Genomic DNA, 18,840 nt, shown 5'->3' with positions numbered 1-18,840 from the left:
CCGCGATGGCCGAGCCGATCGCGAACCCGGCGATCGTGCCGAGCATCGAGGAGGCGAGGACGCCGCCGAAGCCCATGCCTCCGCCGCCGGAGAAGCGCCGCTCCATGAATCCGGGCTGGCGCAGCTCGCTCCTCGTGGCGGACTGGGCGAGCGTGCGGGGATCGTCGTCCTTCGGCGCGTCGCCGACAGGGGCCCCCTCGCTGAGCTCTCGGAAGACCTGCTGGCGCTGCTCCGGGGTCAGCTGCTCGAAGGCCTCGCGGTGCACCTGCTCGATCGCCTCGGGCGGCGCGGTGCGGAGGAGATAGCGGTAGCGCTCGATGGCACGCTCATCGTCGGTGCGCGGAGACGTCGCCGGAGGGGAGCCGTACTCGGGCCTGCGGTCCGCGGCCTGCGGCGGCGCGCACGTCGAGCGGCGTGCGCTCTCGGGCTGCTCGTCGCGGCCCAGCAGTCGGTCCAGGAATCCCATGATCTCCTCCTCGGCGCCCGACGGACGCACACCGCCACCGTAGGCCCCTCGTCGCTCCGGGTGCTGAGCGTTCTCTCAGAGGCTGCTCGGAGCGGGGGCCTCGGTCACTTCTGCTTCGGGATGACCACCCACATCACGAGGTAGGCGATGATCTGCGGCCCCGGGAGGAGGCACGAGAGCACGAACAGGAGACGCACCACGAAGGGGCTCCAGCCGAATCGGCGGGCGAGACCGGCACAGACGCCGGCGATGATCCTGCCCCGACGGGGGCGCACGAGAGTAGCCATGACTCCACTCTGGCGCAGGGCGCCTGAGCGGGGCATCCGGGAAACCCCCTAGGTCTGCGAGGGAGTCCCGTCGAGCTCCTCGGGCCGGAACGCTCCGACCGAGCGGGCGAAGGCGGCCGCGCGCTCGGCGTCGGCCTCCGGCCAGACCACGTGGAAGCGCTCGAAGACCACGTCGCCGAGGCCGCCCGGTGAGACGCGGGCGAAGTAGCGGCGGTGGCCGTCGAGCCAGGAGGCGCGCGTGCGGTCCCCCTCGCCCTCGGCCCAGGCGAACGCGTCGTCGACGGAGTCGAGCGGACCGGTCCGCACCTCGTCCGTCACGAGGACGACACGCGCCGCTCCCGCGCCGTCGCAGACGATCCAGTGGTCGCCCGCGACGGGTGCCCCCTCCTCGGCGAGGGACGCCGTGGCCGTCTTCACTCCGCGCCGCACGAGGCCCAGCAGCTCGTCCGCCATCGCCGTGCTGTCGCCGAACGCCTCGACCGGCGGGAGCGCCTCGTCGACTCCCGGATGCGCGGAGCGGTACTCCGCCCAGAGGAGCGCCGCCGAGGCGGGGTCAATGTCGGGGAGGGCCGTGCGCTCCGGCGCGACGGGCACGAGCGCCACGATGTTCGCCCCGGCCAGGGAGGCGGGATCGTCGGGGTGGTTGTCGGGCGTGGTGACCGTGTCGAAGGGCCAGTGCTGCTGGAGCCAGCGGCGCGCGTAGGCGTCGAGCTCCTCCTCGAGCCGCGAGCCCCGGACGGCGGGGACGACCCACCAGGAGGCCTCGGCGGAGTCGCCGCCGCCGGGCCGGACGCTCAGAGCGCCCAGCGCCTCGGTGCGGTCCGGGCCGACGAGCAGGAACGCGTGCGCTCTGCCCGCACGCGACTCCTCCTCGAGGCGCAGGAGACCGCGCACGTCGTCGCCGAGGGACGCCGACGGCAGGGCGGCCGGATCGTCCCCGCGGAGGAGAGCCGCGAGCCACGGTCGCTGCTCGCCGATCACCGCGTGCAGGAGGTCCGCATCGCTCGAGACGAGAGGACGCAGGAGGGCGCCCGCCGGCAGCTCGAGCCGCGCGGGAAGGGGCGCGTCGCCGGTTCCACCGCTCATGACCGCACCTCCCCGCGCACCGGCTCAGCCGGCCGCGCGCTCCAGGACGAGCTCGCGGACGCGGGCAGCGTCGGCCTGCCCCTTCATGGCCTTCATCACGGCACCGATCACGGCACCGGCGGCCTGCACCTTGCCGTCGCGGATCTTCGCGAGCACGTCGGGCTGCGAGGCCAGTGCCGCGTCGATCGCCTCGATGAGCGCTCCGTCGTCCGAGACGACCGCGAGTCCACGGGCGTCGACGACCTCCTGCGGGGTGCCCTCTCCGGCGATGACGCCCTGGAGGACCTCGCGGGCGAGGCGGTCGGTCAGCGTGCCGCTCTCGATCAGACCGGCGAGCTCGGCGACCTGGGCCGGGGTGACCAGGGAGGCCGGGTCCTCGCCCGCCGCGTTCGCGAGGCGCGCGATCTCCCCGGTCCACCACTTGCGGGCCGCCTGCGGAGCGGCTCCCGCGGAGACGGTCTCGGTGATCTCGACCAGCAGGCCGCTGTTGGCGACGTCCTGGAACTCGAGGTCGGTGAAGCCCCACTCCTGCTTGAGGCGGCGACGGCGGTCGGCGGGCTTCTCGGGGAGCGCGGCGCGCAGCTCCTCGATCAGCTCGGGGCTCGGCTTGACCGGGAGCAGATCGGGCTCCGGGAAGTAGCGGTAGTCGTCGGCGTCGCTCTTGGGCCGGCCCGCGGAGGTGCGGCCGGTGTCCTCGTGCCAGTGGCGCGTCTCCTGCGTGATCGTGCCGCCCGCGGCGAGGATCGCCGCCTGGCGCTGGATCTCGTAGCGGACGGCGCGCTCGACCGAGCGGAGCGAGTTGACGTTCTTGGTCTCGGTGCGGGTTCCGAGCTTCTCCTGACCGATCGGGCGGAGCGAGACGTTCGCGTCGCAGCGCAGGTTGCCGCGCTCCATCTTGGCGTCCGAGATGCCGAGCGCCAGCACGATGTCGCGGATCGTCGCGACGTAGGCCTTCGCGTACTCGGGCGCGCTCTTCCCCGCGCCGTAGATGGGCTTCGTGACGATCTCGACGAGCGGGACCCCCGCGCGGTTGTAGTCCACGAGCGAGTACTCGGCGCCCTGGATGCGGCCGGTGGCGCCGCCGACGTGCGTGAGCTTGCCGGCGTCCTCCTCCATGTGCGCGCGCTCGATCGGGATCTGCACGAGCGAGCCGTCGGCCAGCTCGACCTCGACCGAGCCCTCGAAGGCGATCGGCTCGTCGAACTGCGAGATCTGGTAGTTCTTCGCCAGGTCCGGATAGAAGTAGTTCTTGCGCGCGAAGCGGCTGGACGGGGCGATCGAGCAGCCCAGGGCGAGGCCGAGGCTGATCGAGTAGCGGACGGCCTGCTCGTTCACGACCGGCAGCGAGCCCGGGAGGCCGAGGTCGACCGGGGTCACGTTCGTGTTGGGCTCGGATCCGAACTCGTTCGGCGCGTCCGAGAACATCTTGGTCTTCGTGTTGAGCTCGACGTGCACCTCGAAGCCGAGCACCGGCTCGAAGGTCTCGAAGACCTCGTCGTAGTCCATCAGCTCGGGAGCGGACGTGTGCGCGGAGGCCATCAGACGGCACCTTCCTCGGTCGCGGAGAGCACGGAGTGGGTCAGGTCGGGGGCCTGCGCGAGGAGCGGGCGGCCCCACTTCTCCTCGAGCAGCGCCTCGAGCGCGGCGCCCACGGTGTAGAGGCGCACGTCCTCCCGGGCGGGAGCGAGGAACTGGATGCCGACGGGCAGCCCGTCCTCGTCGGCGAGGCCGGCGGGGACGGAGATGCCGGGGATGCCGGCCAGGTTCGCCGGGATGGTCGCGACGTCGCCGCGGTACATCGCCAGCGGGTCGTCGAGCTTCTCGCCGAGGCGGTAGGCGGTCGTCGGTGCCGTCGGCGAGGCGATCACGTCGACGTTGGCGAAGGCCGCGTCGAAGTCCCGCTGCACCAGGGTCCGGACCTTCTGCGCGCTGCCGTAGTAGGCGTCGTAGTAGCCGGCCGAGAGCGCGTAGGTGCCGAGGATGATCCGGCGCTTGACCTCGGGGCCGAAGCCCTGCTCGCGGGTCGCGGACATGACCTGCTCGACCGTGCCGCCGCCCTCCGGCGTGACGCGGAGGCCGAACCGGACCGAGTCGAACTTGGCGAGGTTGCTGGAGGCCTCCGCGGGGAGGATCAGGTAGTAGGCGGCGACCGCGTGCTCGACGCTCGGGAGGCTCACCTCGACGACCTCGGCTCCGGCGCCCTGCAGGATCTCGAGCGCCTCGTGGAAGCGCGCCAGCACGCCGGGCTGGAAGCCCTCGCCGCCGTCGAGCTCCTTGACCACGCCGATCCGGAGGCCCGTCACGTCGGCGCGGCGCACCGCGTCGGCGAAGGAGGGCCAGGAGTCGCGCAGCGACGTCGAGTCGCGCGGGTCGTGGCCCGCGATGACGTCGTGCAGCAGCGCGGAGTCGAGGACCGTCCGGGAGACGGGGCCGATCTGGTCGAGGCTCGAGGCGAGCGCGATCGCTCCGTAGCGGGACACGCCGCCGTAGGTCGGCTTCACGCCGACGGTGCCGGTCACGTGCGCGGGCTGGCGGATCGATCCCCCGGTGTCGGAGCCGAGGGCCAGGGGCGCCTCGTAGCTCGCGACGGCCGCGGCGGACCCGCCGCCGGAGCCGCCGGGGATGCGGTCGAGGTCCCACGGGTTGTGGGTGGGGCCGTAGGCGCTGCGCTCGGTGGTCGAGCCCATCGCGAACTCGTCCATGTTGGTCTTGCCGATCGGGACCAGCCCGGCCTCGCGGACCTTGCGCATGACGGTCGCGTCGTAGGGCGGGCGCCAGCCCTCGAGGATGCGGGAGCCGCTCGTGGTCGGCATGTCGTTCGTGACGATGACGTCCTTGACCGCGAGAGGCACTCCGGCGAGGGGGTGCAGCGACTCGCCGTCGGCGCGCCGGCGGTCGATCGCCTCGGCGGACGCGACCGCGCCCTCGCGCGCGACGTGGAGGAAGGCGTGGACCGCTCCGTCGACCGCGTCGATGCGCTCGAGGTGGGCGCGGGTGGCCTCGACCGAGGAGACCGAGCCGTCGGCCAGCTTCTCGGAGAGGGCGGACGCGCTGAGGCGGACGAGCTCGTCGCCGTGCGCGCTCACTGCTCCTCCCCCAGGATCGCGGAGACCTGGAAGCGGCTGCCGTCGTGCTCGGGCGCGCCGGAGAGCGCCTGCTCGAGCGTGAGGGTCTCGCCGACCACGTCGGGTCGGAAGACGTTCTCGAGCGGGATCGGGTGGCTGGTCGCCGGCACGTCGGGCGTGGCGACGGCCTGGACCGCGCGCACGGAGTCGACGATCTGGCCGAGCTCCCTGGTGAGGCTCCCGATCTCGTCGGAAGTGAGGTCGATCCTGGCCAGCTGGGCCAGATGGGCGACCGTGTCGGCCGTGATCTCGGACATGCGTCTCCGTCTGGTGGTTCGGGGGGATTTCCGGCCGCCAGTCTACTCGGCGCGCCCGCACCGCCTCCGCCCGTGCCGCCCGCCCGTCAGGAGCCGCCGAAGAGGCTGGCGCCGTGCTTCAGGAGTGCGTTGTACGCGCCCTCGTAGGTGGTCGGCAGGTCCTCGCCGGGCTCGCCGTACCGGGCCAGCAGCAGGCCCATCAGGCCGACGGCGGGCGGGCTCAGCGGCTTGTCGCGGTTCACGTGCGCCGGATGCGCGGGCGCCGCCTCGGGGTTCGGAGGCAGGTACTGCGGCACCGTGGTCGGCCAGTCGCCGATCTGCCGCGGCTCGTCGAGGGTCAGCACCCCGAAGAGGTCGGGGGCGGAGGCGTCGCGAGCGGTCAGCGGCTCGAGGCCGTGCAGGGCGCTGAGGGTCCGGATCACGGCGCCGTGGTGCAGCTCGTCGTGCACGATCGTGCCGGCCCTCGTGTACGCCGAGACCGCGATCGCCGGCACGCGGCAGCCGAGCCGGTCGAAGGCGAAGCCCATCTCGCCCTCGCGGCCGTCGCCCGGCGGAGTCGCCGACGGCGGGGGGACGTGGTCGTAGAGGCCGCCGTGCTCGTCGAAGGTCGCCAGCAGGAGGGTGTTCACCGCGTTCGAGCCGGTCGTGCTCGCGCTCTCCCGGATCGCCGAGTACACCTGGTGCAGCAGCAGCTCGCCGGCGCGGACGTCGGACAGCGCGCTGTCGTAGACGGGCGTGCCGTCGACCTCGTCCTCGTGCAGGACGCCGGTCGGCGGGTGCATGTCGTTGTGGTCGAAGACGAGCCGCGGCTCGAGGAAGGCGTAGTCGGGCAGCTCGCCGTTCTCCACGTCGGCGTAGAAGCGGTCCATCGTCGAGAAGTGGGTCTTCCAGTACTTCTCGAGCACCGGCGCGTGCAGGAAGCCGGTGTACGAGACCACCTGCAGCGCGTCGAAGTAGACGCGCCAGGTCCTCCCCGCCTCCTCGAGGCGGTTGAACACCGTCGGCGCGTCGGCCAGGTCGTCCGCGAGCCACTTCTCGTAGCCGCCGCCCTGCTTGTTGGTGACGAAGCCGTGCGAGGTCGACGCGTGCAGGAAGGACCTGTTGCAGAAGGTCTGGGAGGGGACGGCGCAGAACCACTGGTCGAAGACGGCGAACTCGCGGGCGAGGGTGGAGAAGACGGGCAGCATCTCCGGCGAGAAGCCGCCCATGATCGTCCGCGCCTCCTCCGCCGTGGGCTCCTGCCCCTTCTTCATCACCCTCAGGTGCTGGACGTAGTCCTCGAGGAAGCCGCTCATCGTCGGGGCGGAGGCGTCGGCGGGCGCGTTGAAGGGCGCGGTCATGGCGCCGACGGTGCGGCCGGCGTTCTCGGGCGGATCCACCGTGCCGAAGAGCTGAGTGTTGACGTGCGGGTACTCCTCGCCCGGGTCCGGGTCGGGCTGGCGCATCACGGAGTCGGTGGCGCCCTCGTAGACGTGCGTGCCGACGGTCAGTCCCCCGGCGCTGGTGTTCGTCCGCTCGTCGGGGAGGAGGCCCTCGAAGCTCTCGCCCGCGGGCAGGTCGTCCGGTCCGTAGAGGCGGCCGAGGACGTTGTCGAAGGAGCGGTTCTCGAACATGATCACGACGACGTGGTCGAAGCCCGGCTCCGTGCGGGCGGGCAGTCGCGGCTCCTCCTCGCGGCGGGGGCCGGAGGCGACGGCCGCGCCGATCGCGCCGCCGGCGAGGGCTCCGGCTCCGACTCCGGCGGCGGCGGTGCCGGCCAGGAAGCGGCGGCGCGAGCGGGAGCGGGGAGCTCCGTCGTCGTGCTCCGAGGGAGTCCGCTCGCTGGTCATCTCCGCCGCCTCTCCTGCGCCGCCTGCGCCTGCTCGGAGTGTAGCGACGCGCCCGGCACGGCGGCTCGAACGCGGGCGAGCAGTCCGGCCTCCGGCTCGGGGTCGACGTGCGCGCGGCGGGCCGCGTCGCGGAGGCGCCGCCCGACCGGCGCGGGCGGCGCGAAAGCCGGCGCCGTGCGGGGCCAGCGCGCGAGGGACCGGTCGGGACCGCTGAGGAGTGCGGCCAGCTCTCGGACCTGCGGATCGACGAGGGCCCGGCGCACGCCCGCCCGGGCGCGGACGAGCTGCGCGGGAGTCTCCGGACCGAGAGGCACGCCGATCCGTGCACCCGAGGGGATGGCCGAGGCGAGCACGAGCGCCGGCACCGTGCCGGGCCGCTCCGCGCTCCCCCGCGCGGTGACGAGGAGCAGCATCCGCCGCCCCGCCCGCTCCCCGTCGCGGACGGCGTCGAACACGACGTGCAGCAGCTGCTCCGCGAGGCGCGCATCGGCGGATCGATCGGTGCCGGCGGCTGCGGCGTCGGCGAAGTCGGCCGGATCGACGAGGGACCGCGGCTCGACCAGGACGAGCGGAGGCAGGGTGCCGGCTGCGGCCTCGGCGGCCAGCGCGTCGATGGGAAGGAGGCGCCCGCCGCGGGAGCCGGCGGCGCCCGGGTCGCGGTGGGGCCACTCCGGATCGGCGAGGAGCGTGGTCGAGACGCCCTGCCGCTCGTCGACCGCGAGAGCCCAGCCGGTGCCGGTCTCCCGGGCCGCGCGCAGGGCCGCCGGCAGCGGATCGCGGCCGTCAGCGCGCCAGTGGTCGGCCCGGGCGAAGGCCGTGGCGAGGAGCGCGTGCACCGGCAGCATCTCGGGGGCGAAGCGCGCGCCCGGAGGATCGTCCGGGCCGGGCGCGGTCATCACGGCGTCCGTGCCGCCGGTGAACACCGGGCCGTCCGTGTCGTCGAGCGCGCCGAGGACCTGGTCGCGGCTGCGGCCGGCGAAGGAGAGCACGACCACGTGGTCGATCCGCCCGAGCACCTCGGCGGTCCGACGCTCGGCGGTGGTGGGCCGAGCCGCGGCGTCGAGCGCGAGCGACGCTGCGTCGGCGAGGGAGCGGCGCAGGAACGCACGCCGCTCCCCGCCGCCCGCGTCAGGCATCGGGCCCGGTCGGCTCCTCCGTGCTCGGGGCGGCCGTGTCCGGGACGGCGTCGATCTCCGGCACGGCGTCGTCCTCCGGCGAGAGGTCGGAGTGCGATGCGCCGGCGACGTCCCCGTCCGGGCCGGCGGCGGCCTCCTCCGGAGCGTCGGCGGACGCCTCCTCCGGCAGCGCGATCGCGTCCGGTCCCTCCGTCACCAGGAGGTGGAACTCGGCCGCGGTGATGATCCGGAGCCCCAGGGCCTCGGCCTTGCCGAGCTTGCTGCCGGCGCCGGGACCGGCGGCGACGTAGTCGGTCTTCTTGGAGACGCTCGAGCCGGCCTTGCCGCCGGCCGCGAGGATGGCCTCCTGCGCCCCCTCGCGGGAGTACCCCTCCAGGCTGCCGGTCGCTACGACCGTGAGACCCGCGAGCACCCCGCCGGCGGCGTCCGCGGCACCGGGCCCGGGGTGGCCGGGCGTGGCGAAGCGCACTCCGGCCGCGGCCCAGCGGTCGACGATTTCGACGTGCCAGTCGACCTCGAACCAGGCGATCAGAGCGTCGGCGATGATCCCGCCCACCCCGTCGACCGCGGCGAGCTCGTCGCGGCTCGCCCCGCGGATCGCGTCGAGCGAGCCGAAGTAGCCCGCCAGCGCGCGCGCGGCGACCGGGCCGACGTGCCGGATGCTGAGCGAGACCAGCAGGCGCCACAGCTCCTTGGTCTTCGCCCGCTCGATGTTCTCGATCAGCCGGAGGGCGTTGGTGGAGGGCACGGAGGCGGCGTCCCCCGCGAAGGCTCCCGCCTCCGGGTCGAAGGCGCCGTCCTTGGCGAGCTGCCGCTTGCGCTTGAAGGGCGTGACGACCTTCGGATCGCCCTTCGCGTCGAGCTTCTGCAGACCCGTCTCGGAGTCGCGGACGACGACCTCGATCGGGAAGAGATCGGCCACCGTGAGCTCGAACAGCCCGGCCTCGGTCCGCAGCGGCGGCTCGGCGGGCACCAGGGGCTGGGTCAGGGCGGCGGCGCTGACCTCGCCGAGCGCCTCGATGTCGAGCGCGCCGCGGCTGCCGATGTGCTCGACGCGCCCGCGGACCTGCGCGGGGCAGGACTCCGCGTTGGGGCAGCGCAGGTCGACGTCGCCCTCCTTGGCCGGAGCGAGCGTGGTGCCGCACTCGGGGCACTGCGTCGGCATCACGAACTCGCGCTCGGAGCCGTCGCGGAGCTCCACCACCGGGCCGAGCACCTCGGGGATGACGTCCCCGGCCTTCCGCAGCACGACCGTGTCGCCGATGAGCACGCCCTTGGCCTTGACCACGTCGGCGTTGTGCAGCGTGGCCTGGCGCACCTCGGACCCCGCGACCTTCACCTTGGTCATCTGGGCGAACGGCGTCGCGCGGCCGGTGCGCCCGACGCTCACGACGATGTCGAGGAGCTTCGTGTGGACCTCCTCGGGCGGGTACTTGTAGGCGATCGCCCAGCGCGGCGCCCGGCTGGTGGCGCCGAGCTCGTCGTGCAGCTCGAGCTCGTCCACCTTCACGACCACGCCGTCGATCTCGTGCTCGACCGAGTGCCGCTCGCGGCCGTAGCGGTCGACGAAGGCGAGCACCTCCTCCACCGAGGCCGAGACGCGGTTGTGGCCGCTGACCGGCAGTCCCCAGGAGGAGAGGAGCCCGTAGACCTCGGACTGGGTCGCGACCGGCGGGTCCGGCCAGGCGCCGATGCCGTGCACGTAGAGCGCGAGGGAGCCGACGCGCGCCTCGCCGGCGCGCAGGTCGAGACCCGACTTCTTGTCGAGCTGCTGGCGGAGGCCGCCGCTCGCCGCGTTCCGCGGGTTGGCGAAGGTCGGGAAGCGCCGCAGTGCGCTCGTGCGCGCCTTCTCCTCCTCGAAGACGCCTCGGGTGGCGGGCGGGCGGGACGACCAGCGGGTCCGCGCCTCCTCGACCGCCTCGTCGCGCAGCGTCTCCTGGAGGGCGTTCAGCTCGGCGAAGGCGGCCACGGGGATGAAGACCTCGCCGCGGACCTCGACGAGTGCCGGGTGGCCCTCGCCGGAGAGGCGCTCGGGGATGCCCGCGACGCGGAGGGCGTTGACGGTGACGTCCTCGCCGGTGCGGCCGTCACCGCGGGTCGCCGCCGTGACGAGGCGGCCGTCCTCGTAGTGGAGGGAGATCGCGAGCCCGTCGATCTTGAGCTCCGTGAGCCAGGCGACGGGGCGGTCGGCCGAGGCCACCGTCTTCTCGCACCACTCGCGCAGCTCCTCGGCCGAGAACACGTTGTCGAGGGAGAGCATCCGCTCGGCGTGGTCGATCGGGGCGAGGCCCGCTCCGACGATCCCGCCGACGGTCCGCGTCGGCGAGTCCTCGGCGGCGAGCTCGGGGTGCTCGGCCTCGAGCGCGGCGAGCTCGCGCACCAGGGCGTCGTACTCGGCGTCGGACAGCGGCGAGGAGTCGGCCGCGTAGTAGTCGTCGCTCGCCGACCGGATCCGCGCCCGCAGCTCCTCGACGCGGGCGGCGGGCTCGACGGCGCTCACCGGAGCACCGCGGCGTCGGCCGCGACCGTGCGGTCGATCGTGCACTGGCCCAGCACGCGGGTGCCGAGGTAGACGACGGCCGTCTGGCCGGGGGCGACGCCGTCGAGCGGCGAGTCCGGAGTGATCACGAGCTCCACCCTGCCATCGACGTGCGACACCACCGCGGAGGCGGGGACCGGGTCGGCGTGGGCGCGGATCTGGACGTCGCAGCGGAAGGGCGCGTCCGCGTCCTCGGGAGCGGCCCCCGCCCAGGTGAACCGCTCGCCGGCGATCTCGCCGATGCGCAGAGCCTCGCGCGGACCGACGACGACCTCGTTGCTCACCGGCCGCACCTCCAGGACGAAGCGGGGCCGTCCGTCGGGCGCGGGGACGCCGAGGTGCAGGCCTCGGCGCTGGCCCACCGTGTACCCGTGGGCGCCCTCGTGGGAGCCGACCACCGCGCCGTCCCGATCGACGACCGCTCCGGTCTCGGGGGCGACGCGCTCGGCGAGCCAGCCGCGGGTGTCGCCGTCGGGGATGAAGCAGATGTCGTAGCTGTCGGGCTTGCTCGCGACGCTGAGGCCCCGCTCCGCCGCCTCCGCGCGCACGATCGCCTTGGACGGCGTGGAGCCGAGCGGGAACATCGAGTGCCGCAGCTGCTGCTCCGTCAGCACGCCGAGGACGTAGGACTGGTCCTTCGCCTCGTCGCTCGCGCGGTGGAGCTCCGGGGAGCCGTCGGCGGCGGTGCGGAGGGAAGCGTAGTGGCCGGTGCAGACGGCGTCGAAGCCGAGGTCGAGAGCCTTCTCGAGCAGGGCGGCGAACTTGATCCGCTCGTTGCAGCGCATGCAGGGGTTCGGGGTGCGGCCCGCCGAGTACTCGGCGACGAAGTCGTCGACGACGTCCAGCTTGAACCGCTCGGAGAAGTCCCACACGTAGTACGGGATGCCGAGGACGTTCGCGGCGCGCTGCGCGTCCATCGAGTCCTCGATCGTGCAGCACCCCCGGCTGCCCGTGCGCAGCGTGCCGGGCATCCTGCTCAGGGCGAGGTGCACGCCCACCACGTCGTGCCCCGCCTCCACCGCGCGGGCCGCGGCCACCGCCGAGTCCACTCCACCGCTCATCGCCGCCAGAACCTTCACCGTGCGAGTCTACGTTTCCCGCGGGCGCGGCCGGCAGGGGGTCAGGCGGGCAGCACCGCGCGGTTCGACAGTCCGGCTCGGGCGGCGCGGGCGTAGGCGCTGGGCAGCGCGGCCAGGAGGGCGTCGACGTCCGCGTCGGTCGAGGTGTGGCCGAGCGTCATCCGGAGCACCCCGCGGGCCTCGTCCTCGCTCCGGCCGAGCGCGAGGACCACGTGCGAGGGCTCCGGGATCCCCGCCGTGCAGGCGGACCCGGTCGAGACGGAGACGCCCGCGGTGTCGAGGAGGAAGAGGAGGGAGTCGCCCTGCGCACCGGGGAAGGCGAGGTGCGCGTTGTTGACGACCCGGCGTCCGGAGTCGAGGGCGGGCCCGGTCAGGGTCGCCCCCGGCACGGCGGCGAGGACGCCCGCGACGAGCCGGTCGCGCAGGGCCGCCAGGCGCTGCGCCTCCACCGACAGCTCGGCGTCCGCCTCGACCGCGGCGGCGGCGAAGGCCGCGGCGCCGGGCAGGTCCTGGGTGCCGGAGCGGACGCCCCGCTGCTGTCCGCCTCCGTGCAGCACCGGGACCACGCGGGCGTCGCGAGCGAGCACGAGCGCACCGGTCGCGATCGGCCCGCCGACCTTGTGACCCGAGACGCTGACGGCGGCCAGTCCCGCGCCGCGCCCGGAGCCGGAGGCGCGGCGGATCTCGGCGATCCGCAGCGGCACGTGTCCGAGGGCGGCGACCGCGTCGACGTGGAGGGGGACGCCGGCGCGGGCGCACGCGGCCGCCAGCTCGGCGATCGGGTTGATCGTCCCGATCTCGTTGTTGACCCAGAGCACCGTGACCAGGGCGACCGAGCCGGGGTCCTCCTCCAGCGCCGCGGCGAGCGCCTCCGGCCGCAGGGTGCCCTCGTCGTCGAGAGGCAGCCACTCGAGGACGGCGCCCTCGTGCTCGGCGAGCCAGGCGGCCGAGTCGAGCGTCGCGTGGTGCTCCCCCTCGGCGACCAGGACCCGGACGCGAGCCGGGTCCTCGCTCCGGCGCTGCCAGTAGAGGCCCTTGATCCCGAGGTTGACCGCCTCGGTGCCGCCGGCGGTGAGGATCACCTCGATCGGCTCGCAGCCGAGCACCCCGGCGAGCGCCGACCGGGCGTCCTCCAGCCGGCGGCGCGCCTCCTGGCCGGAGCCGTGGACGGAGGAGGGATTGCCGCCGTGGGCGGACGCCTCCGCGAACGCGGCGAGCGCCGAGGCGCGCAGCGGGGTGGTCGCGGCGTGGTCGAGGTAGATCACAGCAGCCCTTCGTCCCGCGTCGGGGGCACGGAGGGAGCCGGTGCCCGTCACTACTGTAAGTCGCATGACCTCTCACGATCCCCTGGCCCGGCTCGGCGTGACCGTGGACGATCAGGGCGGTGAGCTGCGGGTCTGGTCCGAGAGCGCGAGCGCCGTCGATCTGCTGCTGTACGACGAGAAGGATCCGACCTGGGTGACCCGCACGGTCCCGCTGGCGCGCGACGACGCCGCGGTCTGGTCCGCGCGCTCCGATCTGCTGGCCCCCGGCCGCCGCTACGCCCTGCGCGTCGACGGGCCGACGGGCCTCCGACACCGGTTCGACCCCCGCCGGGCCCTGCTGGAGCCGTACTCCCGCGGCCTGCACCGGGTGGCGGAGAACGAGTGGCGCTCCGTCGTCGTGGACGACGCGTTCGACTGGGGCTCCTCCTCCCGGCCCGGCACCCCGATGGACCGCACCGTGATCTACGAGGCGCACGTGAAGGGGCTGACCCGGCTGAACCCGGCGCTCCCCGTGGAGCTGCGCGGCACCTACGCCGGCCTGGCGCACGAGTCGACGGTCTCGGCGCTGCTCGAGCTGGGCGTGACGGCGGTCGAGCTGCTGCCCGTGCACGCGTTCGTGTCGGAGCAGCGCCTGCTGCGGCAGGGGCTGACCAACTACTGGGGCTACAACACTCTGAACTTCTTCGCCCCGCACGCCGCGTACGCCTCCTCCACCGCGCAGCGCGGCGGACCGACCGCGGTGCTCCGCGAGTTCAAGGGGATGGTGAAGCTCCTGCACGAGGCCGGCCTCGAGGTGATCCTGGACGTGGTCTACAACCACACCGCCGAGGAGGGGCCGGGCGGGCCGATGTCGAGCCTGCGCGGGATCGACGACGCAGGCTGGTACCGCCAGACGCCCGAGGGCCACTACGTGGATGTCACCGGCTGCGGGAACACGATCGACTTCGGCCGGCCCGCGGCGCAGCGCCTCGCGCTGGACTCGATGCGCTACTGGTCGGGCGAGGTCGGGATCGACGGCTTCCGGCTCGACCTGGCCGCGACCCTCGGCCGGGACGAGATCGCGCACTTCCGGAGCGACCACCCGCTGCTGCGGGCCGCGGTCGAGGATCCGGCGCTGGCCGGCGTGAAGATGATCGCCGAGCCCTGGGACGTGGGAATGGGCGGCTGGCAGACCGGGAACTTCCCGGCCGGGTGGTCGGAGTGGAACGACCGCTACCGCGACCGCGCCCGCAACTTCTGGCTCTCGGACATCGACTACGCCCGCCGCGCCGGCACGGCCCCCGTCGGCATCGGCGGCTTCGCGACCCGGCTCTCGGGCTCGTCCAACACGTTCTCGGCGGAGCGGGGACCCCTCGCTTCGGTCAACTTCGTCACCGCGCACGACGGCTTCACGCTGGCGGACCTCGTCTCGTACAACGTCAAGCACAACATCGGCAACGGCGAGTCGAACCGCGACGGAGCCGACACCAACCGCTCCTTCAACCACGGCTTCGAGGGCCCCACCACCGACGAGCGGATCACGCTGGCGCGGCGCAAGGCGATGCGGAACCTCCTCGGCACCCTGCTGCTGTCGGCCGGCGTGCCGATGATCACGGCGGGCGACGAGACCGGGCGCAGCCAGCGCGGCAACAACAACGCCTACTGCCAGGACTCGGACCTGACCTGGGTGCGCTGGGAGGGCCTGGCCGACTGGCAGCTCGCGCTCCGCGCGCACACGCGCACCCTGCTGCGCCTGCGGCGTGAGCACCCGGCGCTGCGTCCCTCCCGCTACGGCAGCGGCGACGCGAGCGAGCCGGGCGCCACGACCATGACGTGGTTCGACGCCCACGGGCGCGGGATGAGCGAGCACGACTGGACCTCCGCCGCCAACCGGACGCTGCAGTACCTCGCCGCCTCGACGCCGGTCGAGGGCGAGCCGGACCGCGTCCTGCTGGTGGTGCACGGCGTCGAGCAGGACACCACGGTCGTGCTCGCCGAGGGCGAGGGGGTCACCGGCTACACGCGCCTGTGGAACAGCGAGGAGCCGGAGCCGCTGGAGCACGGCGAGTCGTTCGAGCCGGGGCAGGTCATCCGCGTGGCCGGCACCTCGATGCAGCTCTTCGCCGCGCACGGGCCGGCGGCCGAGCAGGACGCCTGATGGCGCGGAGCGGGCCGGGGACCCCGGCGACCGTCGCGCTGACGGCGGCGGGCGTCCCCTTCACTCCCCGCCAGTACCGGCACGACCCGGCCACGACGCGCTACGGGCTCGAGGCGGCCGAGGCGCTCGGCGTCGAGCCGGAGCGCGTGTTCAAGACCCTGATGGTCGATGTGGACGGCGAGCTCGTGGTGGGCGTCGTGCCCGTCACCGGCTCGCTCGGGCTGAAGGAGCTCGCGGCCGCGGTCGGAGGCAGGCGGGCGGCGATGGCCGACCCCGTGCTGGCCCAGCGCCGGACCGGCTACGTGCTCGGCGGCATCTCGCCGCTCGGGCAGAGGACGCGGCACCGCACCGTGATCGACGAGACCGTCGAGCTCCACGACACGGTGCTCGTGTCGGGCGGGCGCCGGGGCTTCGACATCGAGCTCGCCCCCGCCGACCTCGTCGCCGCGACGGCCGCCCTCCTCGCCGACATCGCGCGCTGACCCCTGCTCCCCCGCCGTCCTCCTCCGGGCGCCGTCCTCCTCCCGCGAGACCCCGTCCCGGTCCGCGAGGCGTCGAGGAAGGCGCACCGGAGCGGCATCCCGCGGAGAGGGACCGGGCGGGGTCAGCCGGCGGCGGCGGCCAGGCCCAGCTCGGCGGAGCGGGCCAGGAGGGGATGCCGCGGCACGACGCGGACGGTGTAGCCGAAGGATCCGCTGCGGTCGAGGGTGACCACTCCGGCGTAGGGCACGCGCCCGACCGCGTCGGCCGGCACCACGGCACCCGACTCCTCGACCACCTCGAGCTCGTGGTGGCGGACCTCGGTGAGCGAGCCGTCAGCGGACGTCGTCCCGTACACGACCTCGACCGAGACGTCCGCCGGCGAGAGCTCGCCCAGGCGCACGCCCGCCCGCACGGCGAGCCGGTCCCCGCGCTGGGGCACCGCGTCGATCCCGCCGGATTCGACGGACGCGACCGCGACTCCGGCCCAGCCGGCGCGGACCCGCCGCTTCCAGCTCGCCAGCTCCTTGGCCGGCTCGAAGTGATCGGCGGCGACGGCGCGCCCGGCCTCGGCGGCCGGCGAGTAGAGCGCCTCGACGTACTGGCGCACCATCCGCTCGGCGGAGAGCTCGGGCGAGAGGGTCGCGAGGGTGTGCCGGATCGACCGCACCCACCGCCGGGGCACGCCGTCGTGGTCACGCTCGTAGTAGCGCGGCACGACCTCGGTCTCGAGCAGCTCGTAGAGCGCCTCGGCCTCGAGCGTGTCGCGGGCCTCCGGGTCGAGCGCGCGGTCGGAGGAGGGGATCGCCCAGCCGTTCTCGCCGTCGAAGTACTCGTTCCACCAGCCGTCGAGGATCGAGAGGTTGAGCGAGCCGTTGAGCGCCGCCTTCATCCCCGAGGTGCCGCACGCCTCGAGCGGGCGCAGCGGGTTGTTGAGCCAGACGTCGGTGCCCGGGTAGAGCAGCTGCGCCATCGCGATGTCGTAGTCCGGCAGGAAGACGATCCTGCGGCGCACGTCCGGCTCCTGCGCGAAGCGGACGAGCCGCTGGATCAGGCGCTTCCCCTCCTCGTCGGCCGGGTGGGACTTGCCCGCGATGACGATCTGGATCGGGTGCTGCGGGTGGGTGAGCAGCGCGCGCAGACGCTCGGGGTCGTGGAGCATCAGGGTCAGCCGCTTGTAGGTCGGCACCCGCCGCGCGAAGCCGATGGTGAGCACGTCCGGGTCCAGCAGCTCGTCGAGCCAGGCCGGCGGGAGGCCGCCCGGGTTCTGCTCGCGCCAGGAGCGGGCGGCGCGGCGGCGGGCGTCCTGCACCAGCTGCTCCCGCATCGCCCGGCGCGCGGCCCACAGCTCGGTGTCGCCGAGCGCGCCCGAGGCCCAGTCGGCCCGCGTCGTGTCGTCGGTGCCGAGCCGCTCCTCCGCGAGCCGCCGGAGGATCGGATCGGTCCAGGTGGCCGCGTGGACGCCGTTCGTCACCGAGCCGATCGGCACCTCCGCCGTCTCGAAGCCGGGCCAGAGGCTCGAGAACATCGAGCGGCTGACCTCGCCGTGCAGCGTCGAGACGCCGTTGGAGCGCTGCGCGAGCCGCAGGCCCATGTACGCCATGTTGAACGCCGTCCCGGAGTCCCCCGGCTCGGCGCCCAGCGCGAGCACGTCCTCGACCTGCACGCCCGGGAGCAGCTCCGTGGAGAAGTACTCCTCGATCATCCCGCGGTCGAAGCGGTCGATGCCCGCCGGCACCGGAGTGTGCGTGGTGAAGACCGTGCTCGCCCGCACCACCTGAAGAGCCTGGTCGAAGTCCAGACCCGCGCCGATCAGGCCGGAGATGCGCTCGAGCCCCTGGAAGCCGGCGTGCCCCTCGTTGGTGTGGAACACCTCCGGGAGGACGCCGCCCGAGACCTCGGCCCAGAGCTCGAGCGCGCGGACCCCGCCGATGCCCAGCAGCAGCTCCTGCAGCAGGCGGTGCTCGCCGCCGCCGCCGTAGAGGCGGTCGGTGACGGAGCGGAGCGAGTCCTCGTTCTCGGGGATGTCGGTGTCGAGCAGGAGGAGGGTCACCCGGCCGACCTCCGCGCGCCAGACCCGGGCGTAGAGCGCGCGTCCCTCGGGGAGCGCCATCACGATGCGGGCGGGCGAGCCGTCGGCGAGACGGACGACGCGCAGCGGCAGCCCGTCGGGATCGAGCGAGGGGTAGGACTCGAGCTGCCAGCCGTCGGCGGAGAGCTTCTGCGAGAAGTAGCCCGACCGGTAGAAGAGGCCCACGCCGGTGAGCGGCACGCCCAGGTCCGAGGAGGCCTTCAGGTGGTCGCCCGCGAGGATGCCGAGTCCGCCGGAGTACTGGGGCAGCGCCGCCGCGATGCCGAACTCCGGCGAGAAGTAGGCGATCGAGCGCGGGGCGGACTCCGGCAGCGACTGGTACCACCGCGGCTCGGTGCGGTAGCGCTCCAGCTCGTCGCGGAGGCGCCACGCCTCGTCGACGAAGCCCTGGTCCCCCGCCAGCTCGGCGAGGCGCTCGGGGCTCACTGCTCCGAGCAGAGCGGTGGGGTCCGCTCCCCCGCGCCGCCACAGCTCCGGATCGACCCGCTCGAACAAGCGCCGGGCGGGCTCGTGCCAGGCCCAGCGGAGATTGCCCGCCAGATCGCCCAGAGCCGAGAGCTCGGGCGGGAGGACGGAGCGGACGATGAAGCGGCGGATCGCCTTCACGGCACCCCTCGACTCTCTGCGGACCCCGGAGCGCCCGGTCGCGGAGCACCGGGGCGGTCGCGCTCGGTCACCCTAGCGGACCCCGACCACCGCGGATCGGCGGGACGCGGACCCGCCGCGACCCTCCGGCACGCGCTCCCCGGGTCCGTTTGCACAGGCCCGAGCGCGGGCGCAACCGTCGTGTGCGAGCCGCCGCCGGTCGCTACTGTCGTGACGTGGCTCAGATACCTTTCGGCAAGGCTCAGAACGGCAAGGACGCACGGCGAGCGGGTCGCGGACGCGCACCCCAGGAGGCGTCGGCGCCTCCCGAGACGGCCGCTCCGGCGCCCGCCGCCGCCCCCGAGGCGACTCCTGCTCCCCCCGCGGCCGACAGTGCTCCGGCCGCCCCGGTGACCGCGGACGCACCCGACGCGTCGCCGGCGCCCGCGACGACCGGGAGCGGCTACCGCGTCCGCG

At 74.1% G+C, this 18,840-nt stretch carries 13 protein-coding genes and 1 pseudogene; 2 read left to right on the top strand and 12 right to left on the bottom strand.

The window, feature by feature from the left end; all coding sequences use genetic code 11:
- The 11 genes and pseudogenes from C5C36_RS12630 to C5C36_RS12580 all read right to left on the bottom strand — a co-directional run.
- A pseudogene (locus C5C36_RS12630) lies at positions 1-466 on the bottom strand (hypothetical protein); the annotation flags it as partial.
- Between the two features lie 104 nt (positions 467-570).
- The gene (locus tag C5C36_RS12625) at positions 571-753 is read right to left on the bottom strand and encodes a PspC domain-containing protein (protein WP_104223873.1); all 183 of its coding nucleotides are present in this window, start codon (positions 751-753) and stop codon (positions 571-573) included.
- A 48-nt stretch (positions 754-801) separates the two neighbouring features.
- A complete protein-coding gene (locus tag C5C36_RS12620; RefSeq protein ID WP_104309835.1) occupies positions 802-1,839 on the bottom strand; it encodes an ASCH domain-containing protein in 1,038 nt (345 codons plus the stop codon).
- Positions 1,840-1,863: 24 nt separating this feature from the next.
- Entirely contained in the window at positions 1,864-3,378 is a 1,515-nt protein-coding gene (gene gatB / locus C5C36_RS12615) for an Asp-tRNA(Asn)/Glu-tRNA(Gln) amidotransferase subunit GatB (RefSeq protein WP_104309834.1), read from the bottom strand.
- A complete protein-coding gene (gatA, locus tag C5C36_RS12610) occupies positions 3,378-4,925 on the bottom strand; it encodes an Asp-tRNA(Asn)/Glu-tRNA(Gln) amidotransferase subunit GatA (protein WP_104239402.1) in 1,548 nt (515 codons plus the stop codon). Before gatA ends, gatB begins: the two co-directional genes overlap by 1 nt.
- Positions 4,922-5,221: an Asp-tRNA(Asn)/Glu-tRNA(Gln) amidotransferase subunit GatC gene (gene gatC, locus C5C36_RS12605; RefSeq protein ID WP_104223877.1), complete on the bottom strand. Its 300-nt coding sequence runs from the start codon at positions 5,219-5,221 to the stop codon at positions 4,922-4,924. Before gatC ends, gatA begins: the two co-directional genes overlap by 4 nt.
- Positions 5,222-5,307: 86 nt before the next feature.
- Positions 5,308-7,050, bottom strand: a complete 1,743-nt coding sequence (locus C5C36_RS12600; protein ID WP_104309833.1) for an alkaline phosphatase family protein — start codon at positions 7,048-7,050, stop codon at positions 5,308-5,310.
- A complete protein-coding gene (locus C5C36_RS12595; protein ID WP_104309832.1) occupies positions 7,047-8,186 on the bottom strand; it encodes a hypothetical protein in 1,140 nt (379 codons plus the stop codon). Before C5C36_RS12595 ends, C5C36_RS12600 begins: the two co-directional genes overlap by 4 nt.
- Entirely contained in the window at positions 8,179-10,686 is a 2,508-nt protein-coding gene (ligA, locus tag C5C36_RS12590; protein WP_104309831.1) for an NAD-dependent DNA ligase LigA, read from the bottom strand. The genes C5C36_RS12595 and ligA overlap by 8 nt, the downstream gene beginning before the upstream one ends.
- Positions 10,683-11,804, bottom strand: a complete 1,122-nt coding sequence (gene mnmA / locus C5C36_RS12585; RefSeq protein ID WP_181028759.1) for a tRNA 2-thiouridine(34) synthase MnmA — start codon at positions 11,802-11,804, stop codon at positions 10,683-10,685. The genes ligA and mnmA overlap by 4 nt, the downstream gene beginning before the upstream one ends.
- A gap of 41 nt (positions 11,805-11,845) precedes the next feature.
- Entirely contained in the window at positions 11,846-13,135 is a 1,290-nt protein-coding gene (locus C5C36_RS12580) for a cysteine desulfurase family protein (protein ID WP_104269082.1), read from the bottom strand.
- On the opposite strand from C5C36_RS12580, the gene glgX reads away from it, so the two are divergent.
- Both glgX and ybaK read left to right on the top strand, forming a co-directional pair.
- Positions 13,134-15,206: a glycogen debranching protein GlgX gene (gene glgX / locus C5C36_RS12575; protein WP_104309830.1), complete on the top strand. Its 2,073-nt coding sequence runs from the start codon at positions 13,134-13,136 to the stop codon at positions 15,204-15,206. The genes C5C36_RS12580 and glgX overlap by 2 nt on opposite strands.
- On the top strand, positions 15,206-15,688 hold the full coding sequence (ybaK, locus tag C5C36_RS12570; protein ID WP_104226855.1) for a Cys-tRNA(Pro) deacylase: 483 nt from the start codon (positions 15,206-15,208) through the stop codon (positions 15,686-15,688). The genes glgX and ybaK overlap by 1 nt, the downstream gene beginning before the upstream one ends.
- Positions 15,689-15,810: 122 nt before the next feature.
- Here ybaK and glgP read toward each other — a convergent pair whose 3' ends face one another.
- Complete coding sequence (gene glgP, locus C5C36_RS12565; protein WP_104260595.1) at positions 15,811-18,384, bottom strand: alpha-glucan family phosphorylase; 2,574 nt, start codon at positions 18,382-18,384, stop codon at positions 15,811-15,813.
- Between the last annotated feature and the right edge of the window lie 456 nt (positions 18,385-18,840).

This window comes from Rathayibacter sp. AY1G1 (assembly GCF_002932095.1).
In the GTDB taxonomy this organism is placed as follows: Bacteria; Actinomycetota; Actinomycetes; order Actinomycetales; family Microbacteriaceae; genus Rathayibacter.
The sequence above is the reverse complement of the archived record's forward strand: the minus strand, read 5'-3'. Positions and strand labels throughout refer to the sequence as shown.

Excerpts from the sequence above, each read along its gene's own strand:
- C5C36_RS12625 (WP_104223873.1), bottom strand. The coding sequence starts at position 753 with ATGGCTACTCTCGTGCGCCCCCGTCGGGGCAGGATCATCGCCGGCGTC.
- C5C36_RS12620 (WP_104309835.1), bottom strand. The coding sequence starts at position 1,839 with ATGAGCGGTGGAACCGGCGACGCGCCCCTTCCCGCGCGGCTCGAGCTG.
- gatB (WP_104309834.1), bottom strand. The coding sequence starts at position 3,378 with ATGGCCTCCGCGCACACGTCCGCTCCCGAGCTGATGGACTACGACGAG.
- gatC (WP_104223877.1), bottom strand. The coding sequence starts at position 5,221 with ATGTCCGAGATCACGGCCGACACGGTCGCCCATCTGGCCCAGCTGGCC.
- C5C36_RS12600 (WP_104309833.1), bottom strand. The coding sequence starts at position 7,050 with ATGACCAGCGAGCGGACTCCCTCGGAGCACGACGACGGAGCTCCCCGC.
- C5C36_RS12595 (WP_104309832.1), bottom strand. The coding sequence starts at position 8,186 with ATGCCTGACGCGGGCGGCGGGGAGCGGCGTGCGTTCCTGCGCCGCTCC.
- glgX (WP_104309830.1), top strand. The coding sequence starts at position 13,134 with ATGACCTCTCACGATCCCCTGGCCCGGCTCGGCGTGACCGTGGACGAT.
- C5C36_RS12580 (WP_104269082.1), bottom strand. The coding sequence starts at position 13,135 with ATGCGACTTACAGTAGTGACGGGCACCGGCTCCCTCCGTGCCCCCGAC.
- ybaK (WP_104226855.1), top strand. The coding sequence starts at position 15,206 with ATGGCGCGGAGCGGGCCGGGGACCCCGGCGACCGTCGCGCTGACGGCG.